At 58.6% G+C, this 22,603-nt stretch carries 19 protein-coding genes; 17 read left to right on the top strand and 2 right to left on the bottom strand.

Annotation, left to right across the window (positions count from 1 at the left end; translation table 11 throughout):
• The first annotated feature begins 201 nt into the window (after window positions 1-201).
• The 10 genes from AB8A38_RS11245 (at window position 202) to AB8A38_RS11200 (ending at window position 12,694) form a co-directional block, all read left to right on the top strand.
• Window positions 202-1,335, top strand: a complete 1,134-nt coding sequence (locus AB8A38_RS11245) for an acyltransferase family protein (protein ID WP_439086037.1) — start codon at window positions 202-204, stop codon at window positions 1,333-1,335.
• 66 nt (window positions 1,336-1,401) lie between these two features.
• Window positions 1,402-2,733, top strand: a complete 1,332-nt coding sequence (locus AB8A38_RS11240; RefSeq protein ID WP_439086036.1) for a hypothetical protein — start codon at window positions 1,402-1,404, stop codon at window positions 2,731-2,733.
• Window positions 2,734-2,984: 251 nt separating this feature from the next.
• Complete coding sequence (locus AB8A38_RS11235) at window positions 2,985-4,175, top strand: acyltransferase family protein (protein ID WP_439086035.1); 1,191 nt, start codon at window positions 2,985-2,987, stop codon at window positions 4,173-4,175.
• Between the two features lie 114 nt (window positions 4,176-4,289).
• Window positions 4,290-5,729 carry a UbiA family prenyltransferase gene (locus AB8A38_RS11230; RefSeq protein ID WP_439086034.1) on the top strand — a complete coding sequence of 480 codons (1,440 nt, stop codon included), beginning with the start codon at window positions 4,290-4,292 and terminating at the stop codon, window positions 5,727-5,729.
• Window positions 5,699-6,154, top strand: a complete 456-nt coding sequence (locus AB8A38_RS11225) for a GtrA family protein (protein ID WP_439086033.1) — start codon at window positions 5,699-5,701, stop codon at window positions 6,152-6,154. Before AB8A38_RS11230 ends, AB8A38_RS11225 begins: the two co-directional genes overlap by 31 nt.
• 80 nt (window positions 6,155-6,234) lie before the next feature.
• Window positions 6,235-7,473, top strand: a complete 1,239-nt coding sequence (locus AB8A38_RS11220) for an FAD-binding protein (RefSeq protein ID WP_439086032.1) — start codon at window positions 6,235-6,237, stop codon at window positions 7,471-7,473.
• The gene (locus AB8A38_RS11215; RefSeq protein WP_439086031.1) at window positions 7,473-8,213 is read left to right on the top strand and encodes an SDR family oxidoreductase; all 741 of its coding nucleotides are present in this window, start codon (window positions 7,473-7,475) and stop codon (window positions 8,211-8,213) included. Before AB8A38_RS11220 ends, AB8A38_RS11215 begins: the two co-directional genes overlap by 1 nt.
• 162 nt (window positions 8,214-8,375) lie before the next feature.
• A complete protein-coding gene (locus AB8A38_RS11210; RefSeq protein ID WP_439086030.1) occupies window positions 8,376-10,589 on the top strand; it encodes an AAA family ATPase in 2,214 nt (737 codons plus the stop codon).
• 581 nt (window positions 10,590-11,170) lie between these two features.
• Window positions 11,171-12,172 carry a polysaccharide biosynthesis/export family protein gene (locus AB8A38_RS11205; protein ID WP_439086029.1) on the top strand — a complete coding sequence of 334 codons (1,002 nt, stop codon included), beginning with the start codon at window positions 11,171-11,173 and terminating at the stop codon, window positions 12,170-12,172.
• 198 nt (window positions 12,173-12,370) lie between these two features.
• A complete protein-coding gene (locus AB8A38_RS11200) occupies window positions 12,371-12,694 on the top strand; it encodes a hypothetical protein (RefSeq protein ID WP_439086028.1) in 324 nt (107 codons plus the stop codon).
• 259 nt (window positions 12,695-12,953) lie between these two features.
• Here the strand turns inward: AB8A38_RS11200 and AB8A38_RS11195 are convergent, their stop codons facing one another.
• Window positions 12,954-13,793, bottom strand: a complete 840-nt coding sequence (locus AB8A38_RS11195) for a DNA-binding transcriptional regulator (protein WP_439086027.1) — start codon at window positions 13,791-13,793, stop codon at window positions 12,954-12,956.
• A 296-nt stretch (window positions 13,794-14,089) separates the two neighbouring features.
• Between AB8A38_RS11195 and AB8A38_RS11190 the strand changes: the two genes are divergently transcribed.
• The 6 genes from AB8A38_RS11190 (at window position 14,090) to AB8A38_RS11165 (ending at window position 20,607) form a co-directional block, all read left to right on the top strand.
• Window positions 14,090-15,052 carry a DUF6282 family protein gene (locus tag AB8A38_RS11190; RefSeq protein ID WP_439086026.1) on the top strand — a complete coding sequence of 321 codons (963 nt, stop codon included), beginning with the start codon at window positions 14,090-14,092 and terminating at the stop codon, window positions 15,050-15,052.
• Window positions 15,053-15,110: 58 nt separating this feature from the next.
• Window positions 15,111-16,451 (top strand): MFS transporter, encoded by a 1,341-nt coding sequence (locus tag AB8A38_RS11185; protein WP_439086025.1) that lies wholly within the window; start codon window positions 15,111-15,113, stop codon window positions 16,449-16,451.
• The gene (locus tag AB8A38_RS11180; RefSeq protein WP_439086024.1) at window positions 16,448-17,488 is read left to right on the top strand and encodes an NAD(P)H-quinone oxidoreductase; all 1,041 of its coding nucleotides are present in this window, start codon (window positions 16,448-16,450) and stop codon (window positions 17,486-17,488) included. The genes AB8A38_RS11185 and AB8A38_RS11180 overlap by 4 nt, the downstream gene beginning before the upstream one ends.
• 18 nt (window positions 17,489-17,506) lie before the next feature.
• Complete coding sequence (locus tag AB8A38_RS11175) at window positions 17,507-18,553, top strand: Ldh family oxidoreductase (protein WP_439086023.1); 1,047 nt, start codon at window positions 17,507-17,509, stop codon at window positions 18,551-18,553.
• A gap of 91 nt (window positions 18,554-18,644) precedes the next feature.
• Window positions 18,645-19,547: a 3-keto-5-aminohexanoate cleavage protein gene (locus AB8A38_RS11170; protein WP_439086022.1), complete on the top strand. Its 903-nt coding sequence runs from the start codon at window positions 18,645-18,647 to the stop codon at window positions 19,545-19,547.
• Between the two features lie 13 nt (window positions 19,548-19,560).
• Window positions 19,561-20,607, top strand: a complete 1,047-nt coding sequence (locus AB8A38_RS11165; RefSeq protein ID WP_439086021.1) for a tRNA-dihydrouridine synthase — start codon at window positions 19,561-19,563, stop codon at window positions 20,605-20,607.
• Here the strand turns inward: AB8A38_RS11165 and AB8A38_RS11160 are convergent.
• Window positions 20,604-21,425: an IclR family transcriptional regulator gene (locus tag AB8A38_RS11160; RefSeq protein ID WP_439086020.1), complete on the bottom strand. Its 822-nt coding sequence runs from the start codon at window positions 21,423-21,425 to the stop codon at window positions 20,604-20,606. The genes AB8A38_RS11165 and AB8A38_RS11160 overlap by 4 nt on opposite strands.
• A gap of 217 nt (window positions 21,426-21,642) precedes the next feature.
• Here AB8A38_RS11160 and AB8A38_RS11155 point away from each other — a divergent pair, with 217 nt between their 5' ends.
• Window positions 21,643-22,584 (top strand): DUF6282 family protein, encoded by a 942-nt coding sequence (locus AB8A38_RS11155; protein WP_439086019.1) that lies wholly within the window; start codon window positions 21,643-21,645, stop codon window positions 22,582-22,584.
• The last annotated feature ends 19 nt before the right edge of the window (window positions 22,585-22,603 follow it).

The raw sequence follows: 22,603 nt of genomic DNA, 5'->3' as shown, positions 1-22,603 counted from the left end.
CGCAGTGGAATTCGCGCCAACCCGACGAACGAGATTCCTTCTCCCAGCTACGGTCCGGCATACGCACCTCTCAAGCTCGAGATGAACTACTCATGCAATAGTGAGGCCAGCTCTGGCATGTCGATTGCTTGACACCGGATGTATTGCGTCGTGGGCGTCATGCCCTGGGTCGGCGACCGATTTCGACGGAGCAAAGGACCTATGACCTATTCCGCAACTCATCCGACGCCGGAAGTCATTGATGAGCAGAAGTCGCAGCAGGAGCCGCGTGCTGGAAGGCTGGAATCGGCGTCGACTGATGCGTTCAAAGGTATCTGCATCTTCCTTATCATCTTCGGACATAACAAAAGCCTGGAATACGCGAGCCCGGAGTTCCGGGCTTTTCTGTATTTGTTTCACGTCGCGATGTTCTTGTACTTGCCGTTCCTGAGGCCGTGGCAGGCGTGGGGGCGGGCAAAACCACTCGACCTGATCATCCGCTACGGCTGGCCATGTGTGGTGTTCACACTCGTCTACTCAGTTATCTTTGTAAAATTCTCCGGTCGCTCATTGACCGAAGTACCCATGCTGGTCGCCGAAGCCGTGCTTGCCATGAGCGCGCGCGGCTTCGATCACGCGACGGGCCTTCAGCTGCTCTGGTTCTTGCCAGCGCTGATCGGTATCCGTTTCGCGATGATGCTCGTGGCACCGATCGCAGGCGCGCAACTATGGCCTGTTCTGGCCGTCGCGGCTTTTGCACACAGTCTGGTAGGTCTGTTGCCGGAGAGTCTGAAATACGTCACGCCATTCGGGTGGCCGATTGCGGCGTTGCTGCTGTTTCCGGGAATGGTAATTGCGCTCCTTGATCTTGGGCGACGCCGAATACCAGTGTGGATGCTCATCGGCCTTGGCGCGATTGCATTGACGCTCATGCTCGCGACGGGGCTGATCAATCGTGGTCATCCGCTCAATGTCGGAATGATCTTTGTGCCCTCAATCGCAACGCCGTTGAAATTGATTGCACTCGACCTCATCCAGATATGGGCCTTTGTTACCCTCATGGCCGTCAGCCGGTTATTGCCGGTGCAAAGGTTGTTCGGCGGGCTTGGCAGGATGTCCTTCGAGCTCTTTGTGCTTCACCAGCCGATCTATATCGGGATCCGCGCGATCTCGCCGGCGGTGCTGGTCACCAGTTGGGGACCTTGGGTGACAGGCGCTGTGACACTCGCTTTGACGATTGCAATCGCTGTGGGTGTTGCTGTCGCCATTCGCAGCGTGCCGCCAGTGCACAGGCTCCTGTTTCCGGCCGGTGTTGGATCCTTCGGTCGCTTGTGGAGTCCACACCTGCAGCAGTGAGAAACCTGGCCTGGCGGAGCCGGCGAATGGGCAAGTTCAAGGTAAACAGGGCAGATTGAGGCAATCATGCAGGCCGAGACGAGTTCTTCGAATGACGCAAGCGCCGTCAAAGAGATGGCTCGCGCCGCAGCTCTTTATATCAAGCCGGGAGGCTCATTCGTCCTGCTTGGCATTGCCTTTGTCCTGACGCTTGCGATGCTTGCGCATAACGGCATTTTCGGCGTTGTCGAGACGTTCTCGGACGAGCATGACCATTTCAAGCGGTCAATGACGTTCGCCAGCATTGTCCGCGGAAATGCAAATCTCGAGACCATCGGCACATTCTATGCGGGGGGAATCTGGCCACCGCTCTATCCGATGCTGATGGGCGGCATTCAGGCACTAACGAACTGCGGTGTGGGGTTTCTTCGGGGAATTAATGTATTGCTGACCTATGGTGGCTTTGGGTTTCTGATCGCCGCGATAGCGCAGCCATGGGGCCGCTATATCGGTATCGCCGTTGTCGCCCTGTTCGTTGTCGGAACACATTATTACTTTCAAATTCGTCCTGAAAGCCTGGTACTCCTGTTGCTTGGCGCAGCGATATTTCTGATCGTGAAGTATCGCCTGTTCTCCGTTGGCACGCAGGGACAGCCCAGCCGATATGTGCTTTGCGGGGCATTGTTCGCGATGGCTTGTCTGACACACGCTTTCGTTGCGGTGCTGGCCATTTATCTTGTGATACTCGCTCTGCTCAGGATCCGGTATCGGTTCCATTTTGTGGTGGCATTTGCCCTGATCGCCGGGCCCTACGTTGCTGCGCAGGCGATGATCCATAACGGCGTGGTGCTGTTCGCGACCACGGCCGAGGAAAATCTTGCACGGAACAACAATGTGTTCCTTCGGAATCATGAGCGACCGCAGGCGGATGAACTGCTCTTCGCGGAAATGGAGCGGCGGTATAAAGCGGGTGACAAGGTGACATACCCGCGCCCCATGTTGTTGCCCCAGGGAAGATACGAGCAGTGGCTCCATGACGAAAACAAGCGCCGCATATTCAAGGAAATGGCCATGGAGGAGGTCCGCGCCGATCCGGCGGGCGTAGCGATCCGGGCGATGCAGCGCGCCACCGGCCTGATTGGCGGAGAGGGCTGTGTCCCGGGCCAGCGTTATGGCTGTAATGTCAGCCCAAAGCTCGACCTGATGGCATTCTACGGCCTCGAGCTAATGGCACTCATCGGTTTGATTTATGCGGCACGAAGTGAACGAATTCGAGTTTCATCATTCTCATTTGCAATCGCATGCGTCGCGTTGCTCGCTCCCATGATTGTCACCCAGGCGGTGGAGCGCCAGTTCGTTATTGTGCTGGTATTGGCATCGTTCGGTGGATTGGCTCGCCTCAAATCGCCGCGAACATAGGCACCGCGCGCGACGCGGGCGCGGTCCGCAGTGCGAGCGATGCGCTATAGGACATCGCGCGCTTCCGAAGAAAAACCTGCGGAAGGCTAATTTTGCAGGAAAAGTGTCTCGGTTCCATCCGAACAAACTCGGAAGTGTAGTTTCTGGAGATGTCGTAAATGAAGGCGTTTCCTGCATATAATATGTACTTGCCGAAAATTGTACGCGTTCGATAGCCTACTCGAAGTGGAATTTTCCTTTAGGAGGATCCATTGCGTTTCGCAGCTTTAGACGGCTGGCGTGGTATAGCAGCCATCGGGGTTGCAGTTTTCCATCTCAGTGTTTTAGGTCATTTTTTTGATATTCCCTTTGTCCGAAAGGCGGACGTATTCGTCGATTTCTTCTTTGTCCTGAGCGGTTTTGTTCTTACTCACGCTTATGGCAATCGCCTCTCGAACAAAGACGAATTTTTTCGTTTCGCTATTCGTCGCTTCGGCCGGCTGTGGCCGTTGCATATCGTCACGACGCTTGTTCTGGTCGCAAGCGAGGTCCTGAAGTACGCGACGATGAAGTTTGCTGGCCTCGGTGCGGGCGCGCCTGCATTTGCCGGGCGGACGAGCGTGGAGGCGCTCATCTATAATGTATTCTTGCTGCATGGTCTTGGCTTCTTCCCGGACTTCACCTGGAACCTGCCGAGTTGGAGCATCAGTACTGAATTCTACGTCTATGCAGCATTCGCAAGTATTTGCGTGGCGTTCGGACGGCCATCGGTGGTGATTGCGGGGGTAGCGGCTGCGCTGGCTGCTGCCGTCTTCTACATCTTGATCGGTCAGCGTGCCGGGCCGCCGCCGCTCTATACTGCTGTTCCGCGATGTATGTGCGAATTCTTCGTCGGCGTTTTCGTTTACCGGCTCTTTCGCATGATGCCGCCGTTGGGGATACGTGTAGTGTCGTGGTTCGAGATCCCAATCGTTGTCGTGATGGTCATTCTGGTTTCGGTGTCATCCCGCAGTCAGCTGGCGCTCGTGAGCCCAATCCTTTTTGGAGCGGTTGTCTTTGTCTTCGCGGGCGGGGGCGGGATCGTGTCGCGCGGGCTCATGTGGCGGCCGCTTCAGAGCATGGGAGAGATTTCGTATTCGATTTACTTGGTTCATTTTGTTGTCCTGACCGTTTTCAATGCGCTGACGCGGGCGCTGGAGCAAAAATTGCATATGCCGCTGCGCGCGCAGTTCGTTCATGACGGAGCGCCGTTCGATGTTCTCACGGTGGGCGGTCCCTGGTTTCTGGATCTCGTAGCGGTTGGCTATCTCGTCATCGTGATCTTCGTGTCGCGTCATACGTACAATCTAATTGAAGTCCCGGCTCGGGATTTTTTCAACAATGTGGCCGCCAACATGTTTCCGGTCGCACCTGCGGGGAATGCAGAGAAGCCGATTCCGTGTGGCCTGCGGGATGCGCTCTGAAGTCCAAGGCGGCGGCAGGTGGGGCCTCGATGGGCTAGCGCAACGCGAGACGAGATGCAGACGAATTGATGTGAGACGACCTGAAATACTGTGAGGCGAGCTGGAGTAGGGCGTATGGGCTTAGCAGAAGCGTCGTTGTCCGGTATGTCGGTTCCGCTCATTGTCGATGTCGACGGAACGCTCCTGAAGACAGATTTGCTCGTCGAGACATTTCTTGCGTTGCTTTCACGCAAGCCATGGAGAGCGCTGCTGGCACTGGCGGAGTTGCGGAAGGGCAAGGCTGCCTTCAAGGCACGGCTGGCGAGCGAAGCCGAGATCGATATCTCGCTGATGCCCGTGCGGGAAGAGGTCATCACCTTCCTTCACGGTGAAAAGGCTCGAGGGCGGAAGATTTATCTCGCGTCTGCGGCAGATGCGCAGCTCGTATCCGCATTGTCCGATCACCTCGGCCTGTTCGACGGTGTGCTTGGATCGGACGGCACGATCAACCTGTCTGGTGCGGCCAAGGCGGATGCCTTGTGCGAGCGATTTGGCAAGGCTCAGTTCGACTATGTTGGCGACAGCCGGGCGGACCTCAAGGTCTGGAGCACCTGCAACGTTGCGATCGTCGCGGGCGGTCGTGGCGCGTGGCGTTCCGGGATTTCGGGCTGCCAGCCCGGCGTGGTGGAGATTGTCGGGTCCCAGCCGGGCCTTCGCGATTACATCTCGGCGCTGCGCCCGCATCAATGGCTGAAGAATGCGCTCGTGTTTGTTCCCGCTATCGCTGGGCACGTCCTGTTGACGACCTGGTTCGGGTCGATCCTCGCCTTCATCAGTTTTTGTCTGTGCGCGTCCGCAGTCTATATACTCAACGATCTGCTCGATCTGCGAGCCGACCGGCAGCACCCGCGCAAGCGCCATCGTCCGTTCGCCTCAGGGCGCGTTCCCATCATCCATGGGGCGGTGATGGCGCCGAGCCTGCTGCTTGCGGCGTTCTCCCTCACATTGTTTTTGCCGAAGGTCTTTGCGATTGTCCTGGCCGGCTACCTGGTTTTGACAACGCTTTATTCCTTTTGGCTCAAGCGCAAAGTGTTGGTGGACGTCATCGCGCTTGCGTGCCTGTATGCCGCGAGGGTGATCGGCGGATCGGTGGCGACCGGCGTGCTGATCTCACAGTGGCTGGAAGCGTTCTCTATTTTCCTGTTCCTCAGCCTCGCCCTCGTGAAGCGTTCCGGTGAACTAGTCGATCGCGTTAAAAGTGGACGTGGCGATCCGGGCGGACGAGGGTATCGGCTCGACGATCTGCCGGTGATCGAGTCCATGGCCGCTGCCAGCGGCTATTTGTCGGCGTTGGTGATGGCGCTCTACCTGAACAGCGAGGCCGTCGTAAACCTCTATAACAAGCCGCATCGACTTCTGCTGATCTGCGTGGCGTTGCTGTTCTGGACGAGCCGGATGTTGCTCAAGGCTCATCGCGGACAGATGGATGATGATCCCATCGTCTTCGCTGCGCGGGACCGGGTCAGTCTGGGCGTCGGAGCGGTATGCCTCGGCGTCGTGTATATCAGCCTATGAAGTCATCCACTCATAGCTTGATCGCGACTTATGTCGTCTTTTGCATCATAGCAATGGCGACCAACCTCGGGACGCAGAACGCATTAAACTGGCTGTTGGTAAAGCAGGGAGTCGCTGACCAGCTTCGGCTGCTTGTCGTACTCGCCGGCGGTACACTGGCGGGCCTTCTGATTAAGTACGTGCTGGACAAGCGCTATATCTTCGAGGACCGCAGCCGCGACCTTAACTCTCATGCGCGCAAGTTCTCGATGTATACGGCGATGGGACTAGTGACGACGGCCATCTTTTGGATATTTGAAGCTGTGGCGTTCTTCATCGTGCCGACGACAGCGGGACTGATGATCGGCGGCACGATCGGACTCACGATCGGCTATGTCATCAAGTACCACCTCGATCGGCGATTTGTCTTTGAGGCGGCGGTATGATGCTTTCAGGATGGGGACGATATCCTGTGCTGCCATGCACAGCCCGGAAGGCGCGCGGCGAAGCTGATGTCATAAAGTTGATGGCTTCAACAACAAGCCTGATCGCTCGCGGAGCCGGGCGCGCCTATGGCGACGCGGCATTGAATTCGCAGATGACGCTGCTGATGGAGGGCAGCAACCGCATTCTTTTTTTCGACGACGCGACGGGGCGCCTGACATGCGAGGCGGGAGTGCTTCTCGCCGACATCCTGAACGTCTTCGTGCCGCAGGGCTGGTTTCCGCCCGTTACGCCGGGCACGCAATACGTGAGCGTGGGAGGCATGATCGCGTCGGACGTCCATGGAAAGAATCATCATGGTGCGGGAAGTTTTGGCGAGTATGTCGAGTCTCTTGAACTCGCGGTTAGCGATGGACGGACGTTGCGCTGTGCGGATGATGAGAATGCCGACCTGTTCAATGCCACGATCGGCGGCATGGGACTGACCGGCGTCATCCTGCGCGCGACCTTCCGCATGCTGCGCATCGAGACGGACCTGATCGTTCAAGAAACGATCCGTGCAAACAACCTGAGAGAAGCCTTCGACGTCCTGGAGAACTCGCTTTCGGCAACGTATTCGGTCGCATGGATCGATAGCTTGGCAAAGGGTGACAAGCTTGGCCGTTCGGTTGTGTTCACGGGAGAGCATCTGGCGGCGGCGGAATTGCCGAAGGATCGGGCATCTGTGCCATTTTCCGCCAAGCTTCCGAACGGGCGAAAAGTACCATTCGACCTTCCCGGAATGACTCTGAACAGATTTAGCGTATCGGCCTTCAATGCACTCTATGTCGGATCGCGCAAATTCGGGCGCTCGTTGATCAATTTCCAGCCTTACTTCTACCCTCTCGATAGTATCGCGGAATGGAATCGGATCTACGGGCGTGCGGGCTTCGTTCAGTATCAGGTGGCATTTCCACGCGAGAGCAGTTTCGAAGGGATAAGCGCGATCCTTCGGACCGCCTCTGACTACGGGCTGGGGTCATTTCTCTCCGTATTGAAGCTCTGTGGTAGACAACGGAATAGTCCACTCTCGTTTCCACGGGAGGGCTACACGCTGACTCTCGATTATCCCATTAGAGCAAGAACTTTCAGCATGCTCCTGGAACTTGATCGCATCGTCGATGATCACGGGGGGCGGATCTATCTGGCGAAGGATGCCAGGATGGGAGCCCGCATGCTGGAGCGTGGATATCCGCGGATCGCTGAATTTGCGGCTGTACGGCAACGGTTCGATCCAGATCGCAAAATGCGTTCCTTACTCTCTGACCGACTGGGCATCTAATGATGATCGCTTCGCCTGTTTTGATCGTGGGTGCCGCGTCCGATATCGGACGCGCGATTGCGGCGGAGTATGCCAAGGCGGGCGCTTCGCTCATTCTCGCCGCGCGAGATGTCAGCAGGCTAGAGCCCGACGTGAAGGATCTGTTCTATCGATATAAGGCAGACGCGCAGCTCATGGAGCTTGATATTCTTGACGAGGGGCAGCGCGAAGCACTGCTTGGAAAATTAACGGAGGTTCCCGGTACCGTCATTTCCGTTGCCGGCGTTCTCGGCGATGAAGCGGCCGCATGGAGCAGTGCGGCTGCTGCTAACCACATCATGCAAGTAAATTATGTTGCTCCGTCCCTATTGCTCGGGGCGTTCGCCAATCTCATGGCGGACCGGCCAGGCGCGTGCATCATTGGAATTAGCTCGGTCGCGGGAGACCGGGGACGCAAGAAGAATTATACATATGGTTCCGCCAAGGCTGGTTTTACGGCTTTCTTATCTGGTCTGCGTAATCGCTTCGGATCGAGCGGACTTCATGTGCTCACGGTCAAGCCTGGATTTGTCGCCACCCGAATGACTGAGGGAATGGCGCTTCCGGCGCTTCTGACGGCGAGTCCGCAGCAGGTTGCCAGTTCCATTATCAGTGCCCACCGCAAGAAGAAGGACGTACTCTACGTACTGGGTGTCTGGCGAGGCATCATGTTCATTATCCGGGCGATCCCGGAACGTATGTTTAAATCCATGGATATCTAAGAAGGAACGAGGGTGGAGATATCTGAGTGAGGTCGTGGCCGATATCTGGCACCGTCCTTGCTTACTATTTGGTTCGGCTCAGAAGATTTCGAGTCCAACTGCCTTTCTATGCTTTCTACGACGCGCAGTATGTGAAGTAGTGTCAGAGTAAGGGAGCATGCCGTGCTCGAATTGCATCGAAATTCGTTTCGTGTTGACCAAGAGATCAATCAGGCGCCGCCTTTTGGCGATCGAAGTCTGAGCCTGTCCGGCTTCCTGGCAATTTTCCGCCGAAACCGTTGGTTGGTCATAGGCTGCCTCGCCCTCGCCTGGGGCATTGGTGCGACCGTCTATATGACGTCTCCCAAGCTATACACGTCTAAGGCGCGCATGATGCTGGACGCGACGAGGTCAAAGTTCCTGTCGTCGCAGCAAGCCAGCGCGTCCGACGGGGTTCTGGATGCCATGACCGTCGAGAGCCAGGTCGAGGTGGTGCGATCGGAAGGCGTTGCGATTGCTGTCGCCAAGAAATTGGATCTTGCCAACGATCCTGACTTTACTTCGCCAGGCGGCTCTCCAGTGGCGACTGTTATCCGGTTTGTTGTTGGCCTCTTCACGGAATCGTCCGATCCGAGCGAAAGCCGGGTTTCGCGTGCTGCGGTCGATAATCTGCTCGAGAATCTGACAGTCACTCGGGTTGGATTGACCTACGTCATCGAGATCAGCTTTCGCGCCCGCGATCCGAAGAAGGCTGCCGTCATCGCTAATGCGTTTTCGGATGCATATATCGCAGGTCAATTAGAAGCAAAGTATAGCGAGGCGAAGAGAGCTGCCGACTGGCTGCGTGAACGAATTGCTGAACTTCGGCAAGAGTCGTTCGTTGCTGAAAGCGCCGTGCAGGATTTCAAATCGCAGAACAATATCGTCGATACCAAGCAGGGCCTCATTAGTGAACAGCAGTTAGGCGAACTGAACACGCAACTGGTGCTCGTTCAAGGGCAGGTTGCGGAGGCCAAGGCACGACTGGATCGTGTGAACGTGGTCATGACCGAAGGTGTCACTAACGCTGCGGTCGCGGATACGTTGAAAAGTGAAGTTATCAACCGAATGCGCCAACAATATCTCGATATGCAGCAGCAAGAAGCACAACTGTCGAGAAAGTACGGGCGCGAACACGGAGCCGCCGTCAACCTGCGAAACGTGATGATTGGCCTCGAGCGGTCGATGGCCGACGAAGTAAGCCGCGTTGCCGAGGCGAACAAAAGCGATTACCAAATTGCCCTGCTACGTCAGCAAGCGATCACTGCAAACGTAAATACCTTGATCAAAGGCGAAGCGCTGACGCGCAAGGCGCAGGTGACCCTACGCCAACTTGAAAGCACAGCGCTGAGCTATCGCGCGATTTTTGACTCGTTTCTTCAAAAGTATGTGCAGTCGAATCAGCAAACTTCGGTTCCTTCCACGGAAGCGCGCGTTATCACGATTGCGACGCCGCCAGAAAAGAAGAGCAATCCAAAGGGCGGCATCATTCTTGGTATCGCAAGCGCGCTTGGCTTGATGGCCGGCGCGGCCGCTGCGTTTGGACGCGAGGCACTCGATCGGACGTTCCGCTCGACTGAGAGTGTCGAGTCGACGCTACGCGTTTCTTGTTTCGGAGCGTTGCCGTTCGTAGCGGGGAGGAAATTGCGCAGGTCGGGACCGAAGATACTAGGTTTGGGAGAGCCTAAGACCGATGCTCCGGCCCGCGACCTCGACCCAGGCGAGTCAATTGCGCGCTACGTCATTAATGATCCATTCTCGCGCTTTGCTGAAACTCTTCGCACGATCAGGGTCGCTGCTGATCACGCCGGATTGATCGGGAAGTCGAAGGTCATTGGCGTTGTTTCAGCAATGCCTGAAGAGGGGGCAACCACAATTGCTGCTAATCTCGCTCATCTGGTGGCGCATGCCGGCAATCATGTGTTGCTAATAGACGGCGGTCTGAGGGATGCCGGCCTGACGCGTGCGCTGGCTCCAACGGCGGCAACCGGATTACTCGATGCGATCGGACGTCCTGAAGATACCAATGAATTTTTCTGGCAAGATGGTGAAACGGGATTGAAATTCCTGCCAGCGATAACGCAGGAAAGACCGATTCACACGGCGGAGAAACTCTCGTCGGTCGGGATGGATTTGTTGCTGAAGAAGGCCAAGGAGAACTTCGATTACATTATCATCGATTTGCCGCCGCTAACCAAAGCGGTGGATGCCAGGGCCATCAGCCCTCTGATCGAAAAATTCGTCTTCGTTGTGGAGTGGAGAAAGACCTCGTACGACGAAGTCATTGGTGCCCTGTCTACGGCGCCAATGGTCTATGAGAAAATGCTAGGCGTTGTGCTTAATAAAGCGGCATCCTGAAAGTATCATTTGAGAGCTCGTCGGGTGAACTGTGCTTATTCGATTGGCATGAATCCGCGGCGCTGGCTGGCTCATTGGCGTCTCTCACCTCTGCTCTCAAGACTCCCAATGATATCAGTATGTTATTTTTAGTTTTCAGCCATAAGCGTTCGTTAATCGTCTTTGGTCATCATCGATTAACCGATGTTGCCTGAAATCCTCCATTCCCAATAAAAAAGCACTGGTAGTTCAAAGGGGTTGGACGAGTCTGACCTGCCTTGGTACGGCATCTGCAGGCTATTGTTCAGAAATGCGTTTGCGTTCTTGCCAATAAGGCTGCCCCTTTAATGAATACGTCTACGCCAATCAATTCTAAGGGCGGTTTACGGATCACGCTTTCCTCGAATTGCGCGCGGCCTCGGCCTGTGTTGGCAGGGCTGGCATTTGTCTCGTTACTGTTGGGAGGCTGTGCGGGCGGAGTGCTTCCGTCCAGTGGTCCTCCGTCAGCTAGGGTCTTCAAGGAGTCGGTCGACACCGTTGGTAACCCCAATTCGACCGTCGGCTATGTTGTAGTTAACCTCCGCCCCGAGGTGGTTACGCATTTGAATTCCGAAGATGGCGGGCGGCTCTTTAGCAACATGCGGGGACGCGCAAAGACGAGTGTTGCGCTCGGAATCGGCGATGTCGTCAGCATCACAATTTATGAGGCCCAGCGGGGCGGTTTGTTCACGTCGACCGAAGGCAATGCCGCGCCTGGCAACGCTGTGGAGCTGCCACGTCAGCAGGTCGACCTGGCCGGCAACATCACTGTGCCTTATGCTGGCGCCATCAAGGCTGCGGGCCGGTCGCCGCAGGATGTGCAGCTTGAGATCAAGAGTAAGCTAAGCGGCCGTGCGATTGATCCTCAGGTCCTTGTTTCGGTCGCGGATCGAATCTCCAACAGCATCAGCGTGCTTGGCGAGGTGAATACCCCTGCTCGTATTCCGATCGAACCTGGTGGCATCCAGCTGCTGCCAGCGCTTGCCCGGGCGGGCGGCACAAAGGCACCGGCGTTTGAAAGCATCATCTCGATTCAAAGAGATGGGAAGATCGATAGCGCGTTGCTCGTTGCTGTGAACGAGCGCCCGGATAACAATATTCAGCTTCGTCCCGGTGACGTCGTGACTGTTACCCGTCGTCCGCGCTACTTCCTGGCTTTCGGTGCGACTGGTCAGACAACGACTCTTGGGCCCCTGGATCGTCGCTTCCCGTTCGACTCGTACCGTATGTCTCTCGGAGATGCTCTCGCCAAGGCCGGCGGTCTTCAAGATGACCGCGCGCAAGCGGCAGCGGTATTTCTCTATCGATTTGAGTCGCGCCAAGCGCTTGAGCGCATGGGCGTAGACGTCAGCCTGCATCCCGGCCCGCTTGTCCCGACAGTGTATCGGGCAGACCTCGAAGATCCATCCGGTTACTTTCTCATCTCAGATTTTATCATGCGGGATCGGGATATGATCTACGTCTCGAACGCGCCCTCTGTTGATTTCCTGAAGTTTATCACTCTTATCCGATCGGTCCCGCAGACCGTATCCGACTACAGGGTGGCTGCGGAAGCTCGCTTCTGATTCCTTGAAATCACGCGCATCAGATGCACGCTCGCCCCATGTGTCCAAAACATGGGCGCCTACCGCGAATGCTAACAAGATTTTGCGCCGCGGAATCGAATATTCTGGACTCTGGGTGTAGTTCCGTTAGTTCGATAGTTGCCTCACAAAATTTAGCTTGGGACGCATTAATGTTCTGCTTAGGCGGCGAGAGCTGACATGAGCGTCATCATGATGCTGATTATAATCAACGGGCTGGCTGGCTTTGCGCTCGGTCTGCTTGGACGGAGCGGCATCGCAATTTTTGCGCTACTAGGCTCGATGCTTTTCTCAGCAATTGTACTCTCAGCTAATGTCGAAGGCCAGATTGTTTGGAAGACGCTTCTTTGCATGTTCACCGGGCAAGCCGCGTTTCTATTGGCTTCCGTGTTCGTCTTCTTGCGGAGCAATAAGCGCCGTTCTTCCGAAATTCCTTTATCGCAAGATGTCGCAATCAAGGAAGGAAAGCGGTGGGAGAAGAAGCCTGCTAGCAAGGCGCACTAATTGTTAAGGACCGATGGCCTGTATGCGATCAGGGTGCCTTTCAAGACCTTGAGTTAGCCGGCTTATGCGGGGCGGTTTGGCGCGTAGAGACATGCTGCGATGATCTCGTGGGGCTAACATATCGACCATGTCCGCTTGTGGCGCAGAGCTGACGTCGAGATGCAAATTTGACCTATTTGATCTGACACGTATTTGACGTGGCGTCACGATCATCGGGTCCAGCGACCTTCGTGGAAATCGCGGTTGTTATTGATCGTATTCACTTGAGGGCAGCAGCGCTTCGAGAGATGTTCTCTGCCAAGGTCTTAAGGCTGGGCAGGAAGGTTTTGAGCAATTCACGTCGATCGATTGCAGACATGAAATAAGTCATGCCAACGGTCGCAAGCACCTTGTCTCCACTCATGATCGGGATGGCGATCGTCCCGGATGAGCGAGGGTCGACGGCGCGATCCCGCTCGGCGTAGCCCTGCTTCCGGATTGATCGCAGCATCGACAATGTCTGAGCACGATCGCCGATGAGTTGATCTTCATCATCCGTCGATCGTGAAAGAAGGTCGAGCAACATCGTGCGCTCCGCAGGGGGACAGAAGGCGAGATAGGCACGGCCCAATGCGCGGCGCAGCAGGCTGAGATGCATGTTGATCGTTCCGTGGAACGGCGACACCGGACTGTCCGCAATGGTGCTGAAGCGCACGACCACGGATGTGTGGTCGAGAACGCCGATCGCCAACGGCCACTGATGCTGTGACGTAAAGGACAGTGCCCACGGTCGCGCGGCTTCGACCACCAGCGGGTCGCCGTGAAAGCCGTTGCTCAAAGATTTAACGCGTGAGGTGACAGCGTAGCCACCTTGTCTGCGGTCGTTAGCGACATAGCCCATCGCGCAAAGCGATTTCATCAGCCGCACGATGGTCGATTTCGGCAGACCTGTCGCGAGATGAAGCATCTGGATCGAGGCAACGCGATGCCGATTCAGCTCCTCCAACAGGATGAGCGTGCGTGCTGCTGCTTCAACTTTCGGCGAACGTGGGGCCATACCAAGATTCCACTCTGCGGAACGGTGGCGAATAGATATGGCAAATGGCCCGGCTGGTTGCAATATCCGCCCAACAGAATGCGCCGGTGTCCGCTCAGGCCACCGAAGCGCAACCGTGTCGTGGGAGGAAGTGCCGTGTCTTGCGGAGAGGTCAGGGCGCCAATGGCGTCGTCGCGCCGCACTAATATCGCGCGGCTGTCAGTTCACCTGCCATGTCCGGAAAACGTCAGGCGTTGTCGCGATCTGTCGTGCGCGGGCCGACCCGGACGTGTCGCGCGATGAGGCGTCGGTTGCGGCCCCGCCATCCACCGGCAGATCGCCATTTTCTCAGAACCAGCATCCACTGAAGGGCAGCCATCATGGCCGAGAATTCCGTTTCATATCCTGACACTGTCGCGCTCCCGCCGCTCTCGCGTCCGAAGGAGGTCGAGGAGCTGCTGGTCGATGCGATCGATCTGCATTGCCACAGCGGGCCCGCCGCGATGCCGCGGATACTCGATCACTATGAGGAGATGCAGGACGCTGCCGCCGCTGGGTTTCGCGCGGTGCTGTACAAGGATCACTTCTATCCCGGGATGGCGCACGCCATCATTCTGGAAAAGCTGTTTCCGCAGCTCGGTGTTCACCTGTATTCGGGCGTGGCGCTGAACAATGCGTCTGGCGGCATCAATCCGCACGCGGTCGATCATGCGATCAAGCTCGGCGGCAAGATCGTCTGGATGCCGACGCTTTCGGCGGCGAACCACATCAACGTTCAGGCCAGCGGTCAGGCCAAGAACTTCCCGAAGACATCCCAGAAGATGCTGGATCCGATCCCGCTCACGGCGCTGGACGCCAATGGCAAGCTCACCGATGACACCAGGAAGGTCATCGACCTGATCGCGGAGGCCAACATCATCCTGGCGGGCGGCCATCTCCACGTCTCGGAGCAGCACGTCCTGTTCGAGGAGGCCAAGCACCGCGGCGTCAAGAAGATGATGGTCAATCATCCGACCTATGTGGTCGGCTTCGCCGATAGCGATATTCGCCAGTTGGTCGCGCTCGGCGTCACGATGGAACATTCCATCTGCATGTTCATCGAAGGAAAGTCCAAGAAGTTCAGCGCGGACGATCTGGCCCACCTCATCGAGATCGCCGGCGTGGAACATACTATTCTGTCGTCCGATCTCGGCCTGCTCGGTTCGCAGCGTCCGGTGGATGGTTTCCGCAGTATCACGCAGATGCTGCTCGATCTGCAGATGCCGCATGCCTCGATCAAGAAACTGATCAGCGAGAACGCGGCGGCATTTCTCGATCTGCCGGCGAAGCGCGCCGCTCAATAGAATCCTGACCGACAAGAACGACCAACGAAGGTCGGCAAACAAGATCGACGAGGAAATCATGAACGTGGATCGCGAAAGCGAAGAAGCCCTGATGAATCGCATCATGTGGCGGGTCATGCCGCTTGTGATGGCGATGATGATGCTGGCCGTGATCGATCGGTCGAATGTCGGCTACGCCAAACTGCAGATGGCCAGCAGCCTGGGCATGTCCGAGACCGTGTACGGGCTGGCGTCCTCGCTGTTCTTTATCGGCTATTCGTTCTTTGAAATCCCGAGCGCGCTGGCCGCGCACAGGTTCGGTGCGCGGATCTGGTTTGCGCGCATCCTGCTGACATGGGGCATGCTGACGGTACTGCTGGGTTTCAGCATGACCGGCTCGATGTTTGCGGCGGTACGCTTCCTGGTCGGCGTGGCCGAGGCGGGGGCGTATCCGGGCATCATCTTCTACCTCACGCTCTGGTTCCCCAAGCGTTACCGCGTGCAGGCCGTGGCGCTTCTCACCATCGGCAGTCCACTCGGCAACATGTTCGGCTCGCTGTTTGGCGGTATCCTGCTGGATTTCGACGGCATGCTTGGTCTCGCCGGTTGGCAATGGGTCTTTATCGCTACCGGTGCGCCTGCGGCCCTGCTGTTCGTTCTGGTGATGCGCTATCTCCCCGATAATCCGCAGACGGCCGGTTTCCTGTCCTCCGAGGAGAAGGCGCGGCTGGCAGACGCGCTCAGCCGCGATGAAATTGCCACCACCATGCATACCAATCCGCTCCGCGTCCTGATCGATGCAAGGGTGTGGTGGTTTTCGTTCGTCTACACGCTGATCACGCTGTCGCTTTACGGAATCATCTATTGGTTGCCAACGGTCGTCAAAGGATTCGGCACGACCGGCACGCAGAACGGTGTGCTGAATGCACTGCCCTGGGCTGTGGCTGCCGCGGTTCTCGTCTGGCTCCCGCGCCATCTGCGCGAGCACCGCACAGTCCTGATCGGCATGGCGGTGATCGCCCTGTGCGGGATGGGAGCGTTCTTCACCTCGACCCTGCTGACCGAGAACTGGATGCGTTATGTGGCGCTCGCGGTCGGCACGCCGTGCGTCTCGCTGATGTTTCCATGCTTCTGGTATTTGCCGTCGCAGATCTTCAAGGGGGCGCATGCGGCGGCCGCGATTGCAGCCATCAGCACGATCGGCAGCCTCGGCGGCTTTGCCGCGCAGAATCTCATGCCGTGGGTCGCGAGCTTGTCAGGTAGCGCGCTGGCTGCGATGTCGGTGCCCGCCCTCAGCCTGGGTCTGCTGGCCGTCAGCGCGTTCGCGATGTTGCTGACATGGCGCGTCCTGCCGAAGACGGACGGCGAGAGCGAGGTCACTGTTGCGGCTGCTGCCGCTCGCCGGCAGGCCGTGTCATGACGGCGCTTCCGTCGGACATGCGGGCGGTCAGGATCACCCGCTTTGGCGGTCCCGAAGTGTTGGCGCTTGGCGAAGAGGCTTTGCCGACTTTGGCGCGCGGCGAAGTGCTGGTGCGTGTGGTGGCGGCTGGCGTGAACCGGCCGGACATCCAGCAGCGCCGCGGACTCTATCCGCCGCCGCCCGGTGCAACGGAGATTCCAGGCCTCGATATCGCCGGTACTGTGGTCGCGACAGCGCCGGATGTGAATTGGCCGCGGGTCGGCAGTGCAGTCTGCGCTTTGGTCACAGGTGGCGGTTATGCGGAGTATTGCAGCGTGCCTGCCGTGCAATGCATGTCGATCCCTCAGGGATACGACTTCGCGCAAGCTGCGGTGCTCCCCGAGGTGCTGTTCACCTGCTGGAATAACGTCATTCTGCTCGGCAAGCTGGCGGAGGGTGAGAGCATCCTCGTGCAGGGCGGTACCAGCGGTGTCGGCATGGCGACCATCCAGATCGCAAAGCTGCTGCGATCCGCGCGTGTCTTCGCCACGGCCGGGTCGGAAACGAAGCGTCAGATCTGTCGCGATCTCGGCGCGGAGATCGCGCTCGACTATCGCTGCGATTGGGTCAAGCCCCTGGTGGAGGCGACCAAGGGGCAGGGCATCAACGTCATCCTCGACTCGCAGGCTGGTCCTTACACCAATCTGGAGCTGGAACTGCTGGCCTTCGATGGCCGTCTTGTCCTGATCGCGAGTCATCTCGGCGAACGCGCCGATATCAATGTCCGGCAGATCGTGCGCCGCCGGCTGACGCTGACGGGGTCCACGATCCGGCCGCGTCCGCCGGAATACAAAGGCTGGATTGCCAAGGCCCTGATGCGCGAGGTCTGGCCATTGCTCGAGGATCGGCGGATGCGGCTCAACATCTGCGCCGCATTTCCGCTGGAGGACATGGCCAAGGCGCATGCGCTGATGGATGCCAATGAGCAGATCGGCAAGGTCGTGCTGATTGTCGATCCGGCGCTTGCCTATGTGGTGCCGGATGACCGATCGAACTAGAGCACGAAAGACGACGTGATGAGTGATGTCCTGTCAATGTCGGTCGCGGCGACCGAGGAGTTTCTCGCGGATCTGTTCGAGCGCGCCGGTCTCCCATTGCTGGCATCCGGTCAGATGGCGTGCGCGCTGGTCGATGCCGATGTCGCAGGTCTCCCGTCGCACGGTCTGTCGCAGGCCGACATGTATATTCGTAGGCTTCGCCTCGGGAGCGTGTCGTCCGCTGTGAAGCCGATCGTGGTTGAGAGCCGCGTGGCAATGGCTGTGCTGGATGCGCAGGGCATGTTCGGCCATCTGGCGGGTGACGCGGCCATGCAGATGGCCATAGAGCGTAGTAAAGAAACGGGTGTCGGCGTCGTAGCGGTTCGCAACAGTTTTCACTTCGGCGCGGCGGCCCGGTACACACGCCAGGCAAGTGCGCGGGATTGCGTCGGCATCGCCATGTGCAACACAAAGCCGATGATGCCGGCACCGGGCGGCCTCGAGAAACTGGTCGGCAACAATCCGCTCTCGATCGCTCTTCCGGTGTCCGACGGGCCCGAATTCGTGCTGGACATGGCGCTGAGTGAAGCGGCGCTCGGCAAGATCCGCGTGTATGAGCGCGAAGGGAAGCTGCTTCCGCCGACATGGGCCGTCGACCGCAACGGCCAGCCCACGACGGATGCCAAGGCCGCGATCGACGGCATGTTGTTGCCGTCGGGCGGCGCGAAGGGCTTCGGCCTGTCGCTGGCGATCAATCTGATGTGCAGCCTGCTGTCACAGGGGCCGGGCGGCGACGAGGTTGCGCCGCTCTATGGCGATCTCGCGAAGCCGTTTTTGTGCTCGCTGCTGTTTCTGGCGATCGATATCGAACACTTCCGGCCGGCAGAAAGCTTCCGCAATGAAGCGTCCGCCGAGCTTGCGAAAATTCGCGGGTCGCGTGCGCAGGTGCCGCCACGTACGCCGGGTGAACGCAGCTGGACCAAGCGCCAGAACGATGGCGGCCGGATCACTATTCCACGCGCATTGTCCGCGACGTTGAACGCGCTCGCAGAGGAAATGGGATCGCCGGAGCGTCTGCCGTCTTAACGGTACGGCGCTGCCAAAAAGCATCACCGCATAAATTGAAATGAGATCGGCCGTCATGTCGACGGTCGCAGAACGAACAGGAGCACGGGCGATGCAGGCGCCGCGTCAAAAGATATTCATCACTTGTGCCGTCACCGGCAATCTGACCACGCCGAAACAGACACCGCATCTGCCGATCACGCCGGCGGAGATCGCCGAGGCCTGTCTCGGGGCGGCCGAGGCCGGCGCCGCGATCGTGCATATCCATGTAAGAGACCCCTCCACCGGGAAGCCTTCGATGGAGCTCGCTTATTACCGGGATGTCGTTGAACGGATACGCGCGAAAAACATCCAGTTGATCCTCAACATCACTACGGGGCCCGGCGGCCGTTTCGTTCCATCCACGGACCAGCCGCGCGTCGCAGCGCCGGGAACGACGTTGATCGCGCCTGAAAAACGCGTCGAGCACATTGCCGCGCTTCGCCCGGATATCTGTACCCTCGATCTCAACACCATGAATTCGGGCAGGGAAGTCGTTATCAATACGCCCGGTAATGTCAGGCGGATGGCGAAGGTGATCCGCGAAGCCGGGGTCAAGCCGGAGATCGAACTGTTCGATTCCGGCGATATCGCACTGATGCATGATCTGTTGAAGGACAACACACTCGACGGGCCCGTACTCTGCTCGTTTGTCATGGGTGTTCGCTATGGTTTTCAGCCAAGTCCCGAGACGGTCATCTACGCCCGCAACATGTTGCCGCCGGATGCCCAGTTCACCGCAATCGGCATCGGCAAGACGTCGTTCCACAATGTCGCGCAATCCTATCTGTGCGGCGGACACGTTCGTGTCGGTCTGGAAGACGCCGTCTATTTGTCGCGCGGACAGCTCGCGCCATCGAATGCGGCCATGGTGGAGAAGGCCCGTCGCATCGTCGAGGAGCTCGGCGGAGCGATCGCATCACCCCGCGAGGCGCGCGAGATCATTGGCCTTCCCACCCGCCTTGCGGAACACTGAGAGGACTGGCGGGATGACGCGTCTTAACGTGGCCGTCGGTCGTACGGCCCTCAAGAATCCGCTGATCGCGGGATCAGCCGAGCACCATATCGACCCCGAAGGTGTCCGTCGCGCGCTGCGCGCCGGTGTCGGCGCGGTGGTGGTCAAGTCCGTCAACGAATCCGAGCGTGGTCGTGATCAGCTGCAGCGGGCGGAATATATGTTGCTCGACAGCGAGTGGCGCGAAATGGCGTGGACGCCGAATGCGCCTGACACGGCATTCATCGCCTGTCGCTCCGGCCTGACGCCGCAGAGCTTCGATGCATGGCTCGATCAAACGGCTCGGCTCGATCGCGAATCCAGACTAGTGGACGCCTATGCGGTCGCGAGCCTGATCGTTGCGGATGTCGCGCGGACGGTCGAAATGGCCAGGCAGGTCGAACAGGCCGGCGTGCGCGTTCTCGAGCTCAATATCGGCACACCCTATGCCAGCCAGGCCAAAGGCGTGGTGTCCACCGAGCTCGATCCCGAGCGAGTGTCCATGATCGTGTCGGCGGTACAGCAGGCGATCGGCATCCCGCTGTGGGTCAAGATCACCGGACAGAGCGAGCGCGTGCCGGACTTGGCCGATGCCGCATTTCGCGCAGGCGGCGAAACCGTGGTCATGGCCGGGCGGCTGCTCGGCTTCATACCGGATGTCGAGACGATGCAGCCGTTTCTGGGAACGACGCTGGGCGTCGGTGGATACTGGAATCTGCCGCTGACATGTCACTGGCTGACCGTGTCGCGGCAACAACTTGGCGGCGACAAGCCCCTGATCGCGACCAACGGTGCACGCACGGGTCTTGATGTGGCGCGCATGATGCTCGCCGGCGCCAGCGCGGTGGAGATGGCATCGGTCGTGATGCTGCGCGGCGCTGCCGTGCTGTCATCCGCGCTGGATGAACTCGACGCTTACTTGCGCGGCAAGGGCATGACCGCTGCCGAACTGATCGGCAAGGCGGCAGACCAGCGTAAGACCTTCGCCGACATGCCGCTGCGCACCGACAACTGGAGAAAATACATTGCCGATCAGCTTTAACGCGGGCGCGCCGTCCGCGCGCTGCGCTTGACGGGCGGTGGCTGATGCGCGCCGCGGCCATGGCCGAGCTTGTGCGAGATCTGGCGCGCAGCCTCGATGAGCTGGGCGACGTCGGACGGCCGTGTCTTCTCCGGCAGGACCTGGATCGATGCCACGATGGCGATCGAAGCGATGCAGGCGTCCTGCGCGTCGAAGATTGGTGCGGCTATCGCATTCATTCCGATCAAGCTTTGCTCGGGTGCCGAGGCAAATCCAAGACGCACGATATCCAGATATTCCTGCTCGAGCTTGCGGACCGACACGATGGTCTTGTCGGTGAAGCGCTGCAGCGGCTGCGCGAGGACGCGTGCTCTCATGGGGCTGGGGGCGAAAGCGAGCAGAACCTTTCCCTGCGCCGACGCATGGAAGGTCAATTCGCTGCCCGGCCGGACGCCAAGTTCAATCGCCGCCGTGCCCGACAGCTTGTGCAGGATCAACGCGCCGCGCGGCGTCATCTCGGAGAGCACGACGAAATGACCGAGGGCATCACGCAACTGCCGCATCGGTCCTTCCGCGAGCTGGATGAGATCCGCATCCGGCGCATGCCGGGCGAGCAGCCGGCCTTTCGGACCGATGCTGTAACGCGAGGTGCTGGAATTCTGCGCGAGATAGCCGCGGTCGACCAGCGTCTGCAGATGCCGATGCACCGATCCCTTCGTCATGCCCAGACGGTCGGCGATCTGCGTCACGCCCAGTTCATCGTCCGAGAATGCAACGGCCTCCAGCACGTCGATAGCCAACTGCACGGAGTGGACGCCGCTTGATCCTGAATCGCTCATCGTTTCTCAACTTCATGTTCCCGAGTGCTGAACAACGTAGCGGAGTGGATTGCAAGTGCAATGTGATTGATGCGTGGAGGTTCGCGATCGCAGTCCCGGAAACTATTGACACGACGTCGCGTCGGCCAGTATCTTAAAATGAAACGATGTTCTGCTCTCGCGAACATCAACGAAATCGACGGTCTTTGCGGGCGGTCGGACAAAATGCGGTGAGGGAATGACAGAGAAAGCTGACCCCAAGGTCGAGGCGCGCATCGACGCGCTGCTGAAAGGTGCGATTGATCCGCATGTGCATAGCGGGCCGTCTATCGCGCCGCGTGGCATCGACCACGTCACGTTGCTTCAGCAGGCTTCGCAGGCGGGTTTCGCCGCCGTCGTCACCAAGGATCACGACTACAGCGGCGTCATGACGGCCGAATTGATCCGGCAGCACTTTCCCGAGCTGAAGACGAAGATCTATTCCAGTATCGTGCTCAACAATGTGGTGGGCGGTCTCAACCCCTATGCGGTTGAACACACCGCCGCGCTGGGCGGCAGGATCGTCTGGCTTCCCACGCTGGCCGCCGCAAACCATCTGCGATGGCAGGCGTCTGCTCAATGGGTGCATCCGGCCTCCACCGAGCGGATGCGACCGGTCACTGCGATTCCGGTATTGAACGACGACAAGTCGGTGCGCGACGACATGAAGGAAATTATCGACATCGTGGCGCGCAACGACATGGTGCTCGCGAGTGGCCACCTGCATGTCAGCGAGACCTGGGTGATCTTCGAAGAGGCGCAGCGCCGGGGCGTCAAGCGTCTGGTGTTCACCCATCCCGAGGATATCGTCGATGCGTCGTTGAATGACGTCAAAGGCATCGCGGCGATGGGGGCCTTCGTTGAGCACTCGCTCTGCATGTTCCTCGACGGCTGCAAGTTCAAGAGCCGTGAGGCCGAGGGTCTGCGCGACCAGATCGAGGCCGCGGGCGTGGAGCAGACGATGCTGTGCTCCGACCTCGGCCAGACCGGAACGTTCAGTCCGCTCGATGGCTTCCGCCGCGGCATCAGGCTCTGCATGGATCTGGGCTACGACGACGATCAGATCCGCAAGATGGTCTCCAGCAACACCGCGCGCGCGCTCGGTATCGAAGCGGACGTCGCCGCGGCGAGGGCCAGTTAGCTTTCCGGACAAGGCACAA

This window comes from Tardiphaga sp. 839_C3_N1_4, assembly GCF_051811045.1.
Taxonomy (GTDB): domain Bacteria; phylum Pseudomonadota; class Alphaproteobacteria; order Rhizobiales; family Xanthobacteraceae; genus Tardiphaga.
This window is presented reverse-complemented; position numbering and strand designations above follow the sequence as displayed.